At 59.0% G+C, this 12,412-nt stretch carries 11 protein-coding genes; 3 read left to right on the forward strand and 8 right to left on the reverse strand.

All coding sequences use genetic code 11. The features are described from left to right. Positions 1-291: 291 nt before the first annotated feature. Both DK871_RS22915 and DK871_RS22920 read right to left on the reverse strand, forming a co-directional pair. Entirely contained in the window at positions 292-1,395 is a 1,104-nt protein-coding gene (locus DK871_RS22915; protein ID WP_161906737.1) for a P1 family peptidase, read from the reverse strand. A gap of 9 nt (positions 1,396-1,404) precedes the next feature. Next, positions 1,405-2,769, reverse strand: coding sequence for an APC family permease (locus DK871_RS22920; protein ID WP_003191147.1), 1,365 nt, complete (start codon positions 2,767-2,769; stop codon positions 1,405-1,407). A gap of 199 nt (positions 2,770-2,968) precedes the next feature. Between DK871_RS22920 and DK871_RS22925 the strand changes: the two genes are divergently transcribed. After that, complete coding sequence (locus DK871_RS22925; protein ID WP_056785531.1) at positions 2,969-3,754, forward strand: helix-turn-helix transcriptional regulator; 786 nt, start codon at positions 2,969-2,971, stop codon at positions 3,752-3,754. A gap of 2 nt (positions 3,755-3,756) precedes the next feature. On the opposite strand, the gene DK871_RS22930 is transcribed toward DK871_RS22925, so the two are convergent. The 5 genes from DK871_RS22930 to DK871_RS22950 all read right to left on the reverse strand — a co-directional run bounded on the left by DK871_RS22930 (position 3,757) and on the right by DK871_RS22950 (position 8,186). Further along, complete coding sequence (locus DK871_RS22930) at positions 3,757-4,224, reverse strand: M10 family metallopeptidase C-terminal domain-containing protein (protein WP_161906738.1); 468 nt, start codon at positions 4,222-4,224, stop codon at positions 3,757-3,759. A gap of 188 nt (positions 4,225-4,412) precedes the next feature. Continuing rightward, positions 4,413-5,492, reverse strand: coding sequence for a polyamine ABC transporter substrate-binding protein (locus DK871_RS22935; protein ID WP_161906739.1), 1,080 nt, complete (start codon positions 5,490-5,492; stop codon positions 4,413-4,415). A gap of 60 nt (positions 5,493-5,552) precedes the next feature. After that, the gene (locus DK871_RS22940) at positions 5,553-5,894 is read right to left on the reverse strand and encodes a cupin domain-containing protein (protein WP_161906740.1); all 342 of its coding nucleotides are present in this window, start codon (positions 5,892-5,894) and stop codon (positions 5,553-5,555) included. A gap of 26 nt (positions 5,895-5,920) precedes the next feature. Next, complete coding sequence (locus DK871_RS22945) at positions 5,921-7,327, reverse strand: FAD-binding oxidoreductase (protein WP_161906741.1); 1,407 nt, start codon at positions 7,325-7,327, stop codon at positions 5,921-5,923. A gap of 49 nt (positions 7,328-7,376) precedes the next feature. Continuing rightward, a complete protein-coding gene (locus DK871_RS22950; protein WP_161906742.1) occupies positions 7,377-8,186 on the reverse strand; it encodes an AraC family transcriptional regulator in 810 nt (269 codons plus the stop codon). 256 nt (positions 8,187-8,442) lie between these two features. On the opposite strand from DK871_RS22950, the gene DK871_RS22955 reads away from it, so the two are divergent. Beyond that, on the forward strand, positions 8,443-8,715 hold the full coding sequence (locus tag DK871_RS22955) for a DUF1652 domain-containing protein (RefSeq protein ID WP_014718395.1): 273 nt from the start codon (positions 8,443-8,445) through the stop codon (positions 8,713-8,715). Positions 8,716-8,902: 187 nt separating this feature from the next. Here DK871_RS22955 and DK871_RS22960 read toward each other — a convergent pair whose 3' ends face one another. Continuing rightward, positions 8,903-11,347, reverse strand: a complete 2,445-nt coding sequence (locus DK871_RS22960; protein WP_161906743.1) for a UvrD-helicase domain-containing protein — start codon at positions 11,345-11,347, stop codon at positions 8,903-8,905. 217 nt (positions 11,348-11,564) lie between these two features. Between DK871_RS22960 and DK871_RS22965 the strand changes: the two genes are divergently transcribed. After that, positions 11,565-12,260: a pirin family protein gene (locus DK871_RS22965; protein WP_161906744.1), complete on the forward strand. Its 696-nt coding sequence runs from the start codon at positions 11,565-11,567 to the stop codon at positions 12,258-12,260. The last annotated feature ends 152 nt before the right edge of the window (positions 12,261-12,412 follow it).

Below are 12,412 nucleotides of genomic sequence, written 5' to 3' on the forward strand. Positions count from 1 at the left end.
CCTCTTTTGAAGGCGTAAGAAAACTGACACAACTTGAAATCTTTCGTCTACCTCTATTTCCATCGCACAATTGTGACGCAGGTTCAAGTTGCAGAAGTCCCACGCAGTGTTTATTGGGGGCCGTTGCGTTTGTGTGGCCGAATCGGCACAGCGCACTATTTAAATATTAAATACAAGTAAAGCCGCTCTAAGCGAACGGCTCACTTAATTAATGGATCCAATATATTGTCACGGTGTCATTAGCAACATTAAAGAGCCACTATTCGCACTATTAAAGTGCGCTGTCCCCCATTACCGGGACATACTCCAGCCACACTGTTGCAAGGCTGCCAAGAGGGTTTCGCCAGCCAGCCCCGGCACCGTGACGCCGTCCTGGGTGGTCATGTCCTCACCTGCCAGAATGGCGTTGATGATCGCCTCCTCCACCGCCTCTGCCGCCGCGCTGAACAGCGGCGAAATATGGTCGTTGTTGACCATCTGCAAGCCGGTGCTGAGCGGCAGGCCCTTGCGCCCATAGTCGGCCGGTGGCAAATCCTGGTTACCGGTGGCAAACGCCAGGAACAGGTCACCGCTGGAATCCTCGGTGCCTCCACCGGTGCGCGCGATGCCGATGGACGCGCGCTGCGCCAGGCGTTGGCATTGGTGGGGCAGCAAAGGGGCGTCCGTGGCGATGATCACCACGATGGAGCCCATGCCGGGGGTGCCACGCTCGGCAAAGGGCGAAGCAATGTCCATCAAATGACGGCCCACCGGGTAGCCATCGACCCGCAGCTCCTGACGCTTGCCATGGTTGGCCTGCACCAGTACGCCGACGGTCCAGCCGCCCTGCTCCGCTGGCAACCGCCGTGACGCGGTGCCGATGCCGCCCTTGAACTCATGACAAATCATGCCGGTGCCACCGCCAACCGCGCCTTCCTGCACCGGGCCGCTTTCAGCCTGGTCCAAGGCCTGGCGCACATGCTCAGGGCGAACATGCTGGCCCCAGATGTCGTTGAGCAGGCCGTCATAAGTTTCCATGACCACCGGCATGCACCAGTACACCGCCGGGTCCGCCAGACGCTCGCGTTCCAGGGCGATCAGGCTGTCGCGCACCACCCCGATACTGTGGGTGTTGGTAATGGCCATCGGCGTGGTCAACAGCCCCGCCTCGCTGATCCATTCAAGCCCCGTGGCGTCGCCATTGCCGTTGAGCACGTGGTAGCCAGCAAAACACGGTTGATGCCGCGCTTCCCCGGCACGCGGCTGGATCAGCGTAACGCCGGTGCGCACGTGCTTGCCGTCGACCTGCGCCTTGAGCGTGGCATGGCCGACGCGAACCCCGGGAACATCGGTGATGGCATTCAATTCGCCGGGCATGCCCAGCCCCAACGTGATGCCCAATTGACGTGCACGCATACCCACTCCTTACAATTTCTGAAACGCCGGACTCAACCGGCCACTGATGCAATACAAAATCACCGACAGGGCCAGCAAGCCGATGATGATCATGATGTCGCGTACGGACGCCTCCAGGATCAAGGTGACCAGCAGGTAACCGGCACCGAGCACCGCCAGCAATGCCGGCAGCGGCCACAACGGCATGCGATAGGGATGCTCGCGATCCCGCAACAGCACCCGGCTCATCAGCGCGCTCAGCGCCACCACCAGGTATACCAGCATGATCAGCAACACGCTGAACGAGGTCAGGTCCGCCAGGTTGGAGCTGAAACTCAACAGCGCCGAAGGGATCGCCAGAAACAGCGTCGCCAGCCACGGCGAGTCCCAGCGCGGGTGGATACGCGTGAACAGCTTGTTGATACTCGGCGTCCACAGCGCATCGCGACCGCTGCTGAACACCACCCGGCCAATCTGGATCACGATGGCGACGATGGCGTTGAACACCGACAGGAAGATCCCGGCGCTTACCAACCGCGACAGGGTTTCGTTGCCATGGCTGGTCAACAGGTAGCCGATCGGGTCGGGGCTGCTGATCATCTCACTCAGGGACGGCGCGCCGATCAACAGCGCGGTGATTGGCACCAATTCGATCACCACCACCAACCCCAGGGACCAGAGCACCGCCTTATGCACGCCCTTGCCGCCGCACTTCATGTCTTCGGCCAACAGCACCGCCGGGCCATAGCCATTGAACGAGAACAGGCCGATGCCGACGGCGCCGATCACCAAGGCCCAGGGTGCCAGGTGCAACACGCCGTTTTCGACGATTTGCGGCTGCAATAACACACTGGCCGGCTGCACCGGATTACCGAAGCCGATCACCACAATCACCAGCAACGCCGCCACTTCCAACAGCAGGCAAGTGCCGGTAATCCAGGCGTTGAGCTTGATATTGAGGATGCCCAGGGCGTAGCTGCATACCACGATCACCAGGGCGACCGTTTGCGCGTCGAACTTGGTGCCCAAGGCGTTATTCAGATAGGTCGCCGCACCGGTGGCCAATACCGGCGGGATAAACAACAACATCACCAGCACCGTCAGGAAGGTGGCGTAACCGGCCATGCCGCCAAATACGCGCTTGGCATACACATACTCGCCGCCGGCGCTGTTATGGGCGCGGCCGAGTTCGGCGTAGCAGAAGGCGAACATCAACGCGAGCAGCGCCGCCATCACAAACGCCAGGAACACGCCACTGCCCGCCTGCTGGATGGCAAACGGGGCGATCACAAAGACGGAACTGGCCGGCGTTACCGCTGAAACGGTAATGGCCACTACATCAAAGACGCTCAGGGTGGGCTTGAGCACGCCATCGGGCGCGGGAGTAGCACTCATATCGTTATCCTCTGTCGTTGTTTTTGGTGTGAGGCAGAAACGAAAAATGATTTTTCCTCGGGATATGCTTCCCGTTGGACAGTGACGACGTTATCGGCTGGCGGGGCTGTCGGCCAATTCCCCTATTGGCGTACTCCCCTTGACGGTGCCCGTCAGAAGCCTAACCCTTGGCCGATTATTTGAGGGTGGGGATGGTGAGATGAGCCTGTTCCGGGAAATGGGTATGCATGCTGGGTTGGGCCGCACCCTGTCACAGATCGGCACCGAGCGGTTCTGGAAGCAACTGGTGCTGTTGTTGCACCAATGCCTGCCTTTCGATAATGCCCTGGCGATTTTCTACCCGCTGGATGGCCCCCCCCAGGCACTGGAAGAGTACGACGCCCAACCCAGCAGCAAACCGGCGTCGATGCTGGTGTACCTCAACGGCCTGTACCTGCTCGACCCGTTCTACCAAGCCTGCCGCGAGCACTATGCCAGCGGCGTATACCGCCTGGAAGAAGTGGCGCCGGACCATTTTCGCCAAAGTGAGTACTTCCTCAATTACTTCCACGACAACGTATTGGAAGACGAGGTGCAGTTGATCCTGCAATTGCCCGGCGCGGGCACGCTGTCGCTGTCACTGGGTATGCAGCGACGCTTCAGCTTTGAAGAAACGGGGCTGTTGACCACGCTGTCGGCCTGGGTGTTGCCGCTCATGCAGCAGCATTGGCAGCAAAGCACCCAGCGGGCACCGGCCATGGACAGCCAGATTCGCGATGCCCTGAGTCACTTCGGCAGCGGTGTGCTGTCGGACCGCGAGCTGGAAATCGCCCGCCTGGTGTTGCGTGGGTTCTCCTCCAAGGCCATGGCCGAACGCTTGAAGATCTCGCCGGACACCGTAAAAGTGCACCGCAGGCATTTGTACGCCAAGCTGGACATCTCATCACAGCCCGAGTTGTTTTCCCTATTCATTCAGTCGTTGGGCCATGACCTGGAGAATCCATAGGCTTAATCCGAATGAAAGAAATTAATATGCTGCGGCAATAAATTTACGCCATCAACGCGTACAGAAAAGTTCGGCCCTTCAGGGCTTACCTTGATATTCAAGGTGCTCACGCCAAACTCATGGGTCAGTTGTACATCCCCCACTTCCACGGGCGGGCCAGATTGAATATTAATGGCTGAGATATTGTTGTCTTTTAATACTCCGGATACATCGATTTCATCCTCCTTGGGGTTGAAATTCAAGATCGTATCGGGGTCATCGCTAAGGGAGTCGGTGCTTTTTTCATATTTGAATGTATTCTCACCTTGGCGCCCCACCAACTGGTCGGCACCGCCGCCGCCGATGAGCACCGAGGGCTCGCCCCGCTTGGCTTCCAGGCGCTCACGCTGGTCTGTGCCGCGCAACGTCGGCGGGCTGTTTTCCGGATGGGTCCACGTGCCGCCAGTGGGAAGGCTTTGTATTGAGGACATATAGTCACCTGTCAGATAGTGGGTGTATGTGAAAGTGTTACGCGCTGCGGATCGAAATCTCTCACGCAGGCAATAACACTTTCCACTCCAAATAATTGACATCAAATGTCGTAACTATGATGTGATTATCTATTTCACTCAGTACCGATGACTGATCGCCCTTTACGGCAGCGCTGTTTTCCTCTTGCTCAACGTCCCGTGCGAATGGTGTTCCAAACCCGAGTACGCACCCGGTCGATATTCAACGGCATGGCTTCAAGTGCAAATAACTTGCCCATCATTTGCGCGCTTGGATACACCTTGGTATCGGCCTTGATTGCCGGGTCTACCAGGCTGTCGGCCGCCGCGTTGCCGTTAGCGTAGTGCACGTAGTTGGTGATACTCGCCATCACGTCGGGGCGCAGCAGGTAGTTCATGAAGGCATAGCCGGCTTTTTCGTTCGGTGCGTCGACGGGCATGGCGACCATGTCGAACCAGATCGCCGCGCCTTCCTTGGGAATGTTGTAGCCGATGTTCACGCCGTTCTTGGCTTCCTTGGCGCGGCTTTCGGCTTGCAGGATGTCGCCGGAAAAACCGACGGCGACACAGATATCACCATTGGCCAGGTCAGCGGTGTATTTCGAAGAGTGGAAATACGCCACGTAAGGTCGCACTTTCATCAGCAGGGCTTCGGCCTTTTTGTAGTCCTCGGCTTTTTTGCTGTGGTGCGGCAAGCCCAGGTAATTCAGCGCGGCAGGCAGCAGTTCGGGGCCATTATCAAGTATGGCGACCCCGCATTTTTGCAGCTTGGCCATGTTTTCCGGTTTGAAGATCAAGTCCCAGGAATCCACCGGGGCGTTGTCGCCGAGTACCGCCTTGACCTTGTCGATGTTGTAGCCAATGCCAGTGCTGCCCCACAGGTACGGGAAGCCGTGGGCGTTGCCAGGGTCGTTATTTTCCAAGGCCTTGAGCAGCACCGGGTTGAGGTTTTTCCAGTTGGGCAACTGGCTCTTGTCGAGCTTTTTAAGGGCGCCGCCCTGGATCTGCCGCGCCATGAAATGGTTGGAGGGGAACACCACGTCGTAGCCTGATTTACCGGTCATCAGCTTGCCGTCGAGGGTTTCGTTGCTGTCGTACACGTCGTAGGTGAAACCGATGCCGGTGTCTTGCTGGAAATTTTTGGTGGTGTCCGGTGCGATGTAGTCCGACCAGTTATAGATCTTCACGGTCTCGGCGGCCTGGCTGATAGAGGCCACCAACATCAAGGGCAACAGGGCAATGGCTTTCATGGTTCGATTTCCTGGCGGTTTTAGGGCTGTTTTTATGGCAGGCGATCAAGGATCAAAGCGTTACAGAATCAGGACGTAGGTCTTGCGCACGGTTTCCTGGATATCCCAGATACCGGTGCTATTGGCTGGCAGCATCAGTGCGTCACCGGCTTGTATGTGCAAGGTTTCCCCGTTGTCGGGCGTGAAGGTGCAGCGCCCCTGGATGAAATGGCAGAACTCCTGGGACGTGATCTGCCGACGCCAGCGCCCCGGCGTGCAGGCCCAGATGCCGGTCTCCACCCCGTCGTTGCGCTCCACGCTCAGGGTCGAGGCCAAGGCGATGGGCTCGCCCAGGGGCGCCGCCACCGGTGATGAATCCGGCAGAGGGGTGTTCAGCGTGTCTTTGAATTGGGTGATGCTCATGAGGCTTCCCCTGTGGGTGGAATGAGTTAGTGCATGAAACCTTCCATGAAACCGGCAATGCTGGTTGCCAGCTTGCGGCGCCAGGGCGGGGTATTGGGGTTGGCCAAGACTTGGTCTTCGTGGACAAAACTACGAATGATCGCGTTGTAGCCCAGCCAGCGGCACGGTTCCGGCTCCCAGGCCTTGAGAGCTTTGAGGCCGCCTTCGCGAATGACCCAAGGTTGTTGAGTCAGCAAGGTGTCGCGCTCCAGGATCAAATCGGCCAGAGTGCGGCCGCCGAGGTTTGTGGCCCCCACGCCCTCCCCGCCATAGCCGCCGGACAGTGCGACGCCGGTGTTGTGGTCACAGAGCATGTGCGGTCGAAAACGGCGCGACATGCCGAGGTTGCCGCCCCAGGAATGGGTAATCCTGGCCTTTTTCAGCTGTGGGAAGAGTTCGCCAAACAGGTAACGACGTAACTCCACTTCGCTGTCCGTCAGGTCGAAGTTGTGCCGCAACTTGCCGGCAAATTGATAACCGCCACGGGCGCCGAACACCAGGCGATTGTCCGCCGTGCGCTGGCCGTAGGTGACTTGTCGGCTGCTCTCGCCAAAAGCCTGGCCCTGGCTGAGCCCGATGTCCTCCCAGGTGCTGGCTGGCAGCGGTTCGGTGGCGACGATCAAACTCTGCACCGGCAACTGGTAGCGGCCCAACGGCGGCAAGGTATTGGCGTAACCCTCGACAGCAGGCACCACCCAAGCGGCGCGCACGCTGGCCTTGGCGGTGCGCAGGCTGCCGGACTGCCAATGGGTCACGGGGCTGTTCTCGTAGATGGCTACACCCAGGCTCTCAACCGCCCGCGCCAGGCCACGCACCAGCTTTGCCGGGTTGATCGTCGCGACGTGGGGGGCATAGATGCCGCCATAAGGCTTGGCAATGCGGACCTGTTCGGCCAATTGCTGCGGGCTGAGCCAGCGGTAGTCGTCTTCGGTGAGGCCTTGGGCGTACAGCTTGTCCAGATAGCGCCGCAGGCTGCCTTCCTGTTCTGGGTAGCGTGCGGCGCAATACAAGGCGCCGCCTTTGCGGTAGTCGCAGTCAATGCCTTCGCGAGCCAGCACCTGGGCCACTTCATCGGGAATGCCATGCAAAAGGTCAAACGAAGCGCGCCGCTGCTGGGGGGCAAGCCCTGCCAGCAGACGGTCTTCTCCCAAGAGGTTGCCCATCAACCAGCCACCATTGCGCCCGGATGCGCCGAAACCGGCCGTTTGCGCCTCGATGATTGCAATTTTCAGCTCGGGGGCCTGGCGCTTCAGGTAATAGGCGGTCCACAGGCCGGTGTAGCCGGCGCCGATGATCGCCACATTGACGTCCAGGTCGTGCTCCAGCGACGGTCGCGCTACCAGCGGGTCGTCCAACTGGTCCATCCATAAACTGATACTGCGCCATGCCGGCATGCCAGGTTCCCCTACCGCGGTTCGATAGGGTCGATCCTAAAGCGCAGCGTCAGGGGCTGTCTTGCGCGCGTGCACGCAGGGAAATTTGTTTGAGGTACGCCTTGGGCGATTGCCCGGTGTGCTGGCGAAAAGCGCTGTAGAACGCCGAAAGTGAATTGAAACCGGCGGCAAAGGCCAGATCATCCACCTTGATGGGTGGTGTTGCGCACTCCAGCGCGGCCAGCAAATGCTGGAGTCGCGCCTGGTTGACGTAGCGATAGAAGCTCTGCCCCAGCACCTGGTTCAGCAGGTAGGACATCTGGTTGCGACTGTAGCCACAGGCCTTGGCGACCCGCTGCAGGTCCAGGTCCGGGTCCAGGTACGGTTGCTGACGCTCGAAATATTGTTGCAGGTCATTGGCCATATAACCCAACTGCTGGGGCGACAAGCCCAGGCGGCTGACCGTAGGACGCAGCGCCTGGGTCGGTTGCTCATGTACCAGGGAGGCATATTCATTCACCCGCCAGATCAACCCGTCGCGCACCGTAATGGCCTCACTGGTACGAAACGACACCAGGCCTTGGCCGCCACGCAAGGTAATGCGGTACTGGATAAACGCCGTATCGCCATCGGCGCGGATGCGATCAGTGTGTTCAATCGCCTCGTCTGCCTCGCGGGGCATGCTGGCCTGCAAGTACTCGCGCAACTCGGCATAGCCCACCACACGGTTCTGGAAAAAATCGTGGTACTGGATGTCGGGGTGATAGTAGGCCATCACTCCATCCAGATCGCGATGGCGCCAGCACAAGTGATGGCGCAGCACCAGCGCGCCGGTAGCGTGGGAATTCTGATACTCATCGTCTGAAGCGATGTCGGGCATATCGGGCTCTACCGCGGGAAAAATACTTGAGACTGCCGAAGTTTGCCCGCCTCTTCAAGGGTCAAATCGAGCGCCTGACTAATGGCCTTTTGCCTATTCCTCTGTAGGACATGATCTATATCAAAATTAGGCGAAACAACCGCCGAACGGGCGCAAAAAAGTCACCTTGCAGTTGCGAACGAATGCTATTTTTAAGCCCTATCTGTCATGACCAGTGAAGGTCCTGGCCCCTGCCGCGAGCTAAAGGAAGCGCTCAATGAACAAGGTGGGCAACATGAACAAAGTAACATTCCCCAACGCCTGCCAGCTGATGCGCTGGCATTTTCACCCGATGGGCTTCGAGGGCAGCATGGACGCCCCCGGCAGCATGATCGCCCGCCTGTTCGACCGGGCCAGCGGCGAGACATTGATCGCCATCGCGGGGATCCCGTGCGCCACGGTGATGAACGCGGCTGATGTGGAGCGCATCATCGAGGCCGTGGAGGATGAATTGGAGAGTTTTGTGCCGCCGGTTTCGTTGCGGGCTTGAATAGTATTATCTAATCCGGAAGGGGCCAGCCCTAGCGCCTGTAGGAGCGAGCTTGCTCGCGAAAAGCGTCAACGATAGCGCGTGTTTCCTTGATGAACGCGGCGCCTATGGTTTTTCGCGAGCAAGCTCGCTCCTACAGGTATTGGGACAAGCCACCCGCCACGTTTAGCTGTATGCCAGTTGAAGGTCAGCGCTGATCATCAAAAAACGCCTTCCTGCCATCCACCCGCTCTGACGCCCTCGGCACATTCATACCCTGGCCTTCCGGCTTCTCCACATACCAATAACAATGGCTGACCGCCCGGGTAATCCCCACGTAGGCCAGGCGCAACACTTCGTCTCTCTGCGCATTGTCATAAGGCTCACTGTCGCCATCCTTGCCCAAACCCGCCATGCGATACACCTGGTTCTTGTACGGCGAGCTGGTGACATGCTGACAATCACCCAGCAAAAACACCGCATCCGCCTGAAGCCCCTTGGCACTGTGATAAGTCAGCTGTTTGAGCCTGCGCGCCTGAGACGCCAAGCTAGAATCCACATTAACTACAGACTTAATATGCTCTTGAATCAATAGCTTATCGCTACCTTTTCGATAAAGCATCAGGATCGAATCGCCCCGCTGATAGTGCTCCAGCAGCCGCTGCCCCAGTGCCGCGTCGTCACGTTCCAACACCGTGACGGGCACCAATGCCTTGGGCTCGCCACTGGCCCTGGCCTTCTTGCCCGGGATGGCCGGTGCACTGCGTACGATATGTTCGGCGGCGTCGATGATGTGCTGGTGGCTGCGGTAGTTCTCCCCCAGCATCACGCGGGTAGTGCTGGGCGAAACAAACTCCTTGTTGAACTCCATGAAGTACTTGGGCGAACTGCCGCGCCAGCCGTAGATCGATTGCCAGTCATCCCCCACGCACAACAACGAAGACCGTTGCGCGCCGCGCCCGACGTGCATGGCTGGCCCACGGCTGCGGATTTCCCGCAGGCTGGCACGGATCCACGACACGATCTGCGGCGACACGTCCTGGAATTCATCGATCATCAGGTGCGACATCGGCCGCAACAGCGGATCGCTGAGCAGCTTGAGGTTCTCCGGGGTGTTTTCGCCAAATAGGGAGAACATCCGGTTGTAGGTCATGATCGGCGGCGACTGTTCCAGCAGGTGATCTTCCAGGGCCTTCCAGAAAATGCTCAGAGCCTCGAAGAACAGCAGGTCCGGGTCGTCTTTGGCGAAGCTCATCTGGCCAACCGCCGTAGGCACATCCAAGCCAAGGTTCTCGATAAACCCGGCTGCCATGACAAAACTGTCCAACAGGGGCGCCGAAGCGAGCTCGCCTTTAACCTTGTAATCAAAGCCTGGCCCGGCCGTAGCATCGCCGCCCAGGCTGCTCAAAAGGCGCTTGGAAGATTCGTAATTATCCAGCCATATCAGCGGCTTATTGCAGAAAGCTTGAAATAACGTGCGCTTCACCGCCCATTCTGCACGCACCGAGAGTTTCGAATTCGGCCGACTGATCTGTGGGTTTTCGCGCCCATCGAACCCCAGTACCACCCAGGCATCCAGCTCCGGGATATAGCCGTGGCAATGAAATTGCGCGCCGTTGATTTCAAAGGTCTGACGGCTGGGTTCGATGCCTTTGATCGGCCAGGCACCGGCGCGAAACCACAGATCTTCAATCACATCACAGAGTTCTTCATCGCGCTTGGCGGCCAATTCAGTCACGGCCATGCGCTTTTGCACGTCCGGATGATCGCGCTCCAGCGCCTTGAGCTGAAGGCCATGGCGGGCCAGGGGTGCAATCAACTCGCGAAAACGCTGATGGCGGCCATACAAGTGGTGATAACAGGCGTTCATCTGCTGGCGCTGGGCGTCGCTGATACGCAGGTCAAAGGCATTGCTATCGGCGTCTTCAAAACCACCGTTGAGGTTCTCAAAGGCTTGCAGCCGTTCAAAGCCCGGCAGGCTGCGCACCATCGGCAGGATGCGCGAATGGAAGGTGCGCACCACCGCCTGAGCTTCTTTAATGCCAAGGGGTTGGCCCCACAGGCTGAGAATCTCCATGAGTTTGTTGATGAAGTCCTTGCGCGACTCGCGGGTGAACGTCACCACCGTCATGGAACTTAGCTCAAAGCCCAGGTAATGGCTGAGCAGCAGGATGCGCAGCACCAAGGACGTCGACTTGCCCGCGCCTGCGCCCGCAATCACTGAAGTCGAGGGCGTGTCGCTGAAGATCATCTTCCATTGCGCCGCACTTGGCTGCGCGTGGGCTGGCAGCAGGCGCGCGACATCGGCCTTCATGCGTTTCTTCACCTCTGCGGTGAGCGGCAATCGCCAATCGTCGAACAGGCTGTCATCTACGCCTGGCGCACGGTGCTCATCGGGGCGAAAGTCACGAATCAACAGGACCTGGCGGCCCTCTTCAATGCCATCGGCCTTGCCCTCGCGGTAACCGTATTCAACGCCCGCCTCATGCCCACTGCGAAAGCCGTCCGCCTGGCCATGTAACCAGGAAAACCGATGCTGCGCGCGCAAACGGGTAAGGCCATGGCCGAACAGGCGAGCGGCAAGCCGCTTCAACAGCGGCATTTCAGCCATGGGGCGCAGTTCGGGGGGTAGATCAGGCTGTTGTTGCGACACGCGGACTCCTGCGGTGAGCTTGTTTGGACCAGGCCACCATGGTCGCCGCAAACGCCGCCCATTTCCAGCCAAATGCTTTGTTGTCATGCAGTTAGGCGATGAAGTGAAAGTGAACACCGGAATAAAACATCGAACAAATAGATAATAATCCGGCAGTTTTTACGCTTTTTATCGATCATGCCCTGCTGGATGATGGGCCCATCAACAGGAGACGATCATGCTTGAACTTCGACCTTTCACCAGCCTGGGCGGCGCCCACCATGGCTGGCTTGACGCTCATCACCACTTTTCCTTTGCCGAATACTACGACCCCCAGCGCATGCACTGGGGCAACCTGCGGGTGTGGAACGACGACATCATCGCCCCCGGCAGCGGCTTTCCCCAGCACCCGCACCGCGACATGGAAATCATCACCTATGTGCGCGAAGGCGCCATCAGCCATGCCGACAACCTGGGTAACAAAGGCCGCACCGAAGCCGGCGATGTGCAGGTGATGAGCGCGGGCACCGGCATTGCCCACAGCGAGTACAACCTGGAGGCCACGCCGACCAAAATCTTCCAGATCTGGATCATCCCCAATGAGGCGGGCTTGCCGCCGTCCTGGGGCGCCAAACCGTTTCCGCAAGGCAACCGCGAGGGCTTTGTAACGCTGGCCAGCGGCAAGGCTGGCGACACTGAAAGCTTGCGGATTCGTGCCGATGCACGCTTGGTGGCCGCGAACCTGAAGGCTGGGGAAAGCGCGGAATACCGGCTGGACAGCGGCCGCCGGGCGTACCTGGTACCCGCCACGGGTGTGATTGACGTCAATGGTGTGCGGGCACAGGCACGAGACGGTGTGGCGGTTGAGGATGAACAGGTACTGCGGGTGACGGCGATCGAGGACAGCGAAATCGTGCTGGTGGATCTGGCCTGATCATGTAGGAGCGAGCTTGCTCGCGAAGAACTCACCGGCGCCGCGTTTATTCAGGAAGCACGCGTTATCGTTGACGTTTTTCGCGAGCAAGCTCGCTCCTATGTATGGACTCGCCCCCACTGTCAACCCGCTTTTCAAACAATGGTACCCGG

The organism is Pseudomonas sp. L13, assembly GCF_009935965.1.
GTDB lineage: Bacteria > Pseudomonadota > Gammaproteobacteria > Pseudomonadales > Pseudomonadaceae > Aquipseudomonas > Aquipseudomonas lactis.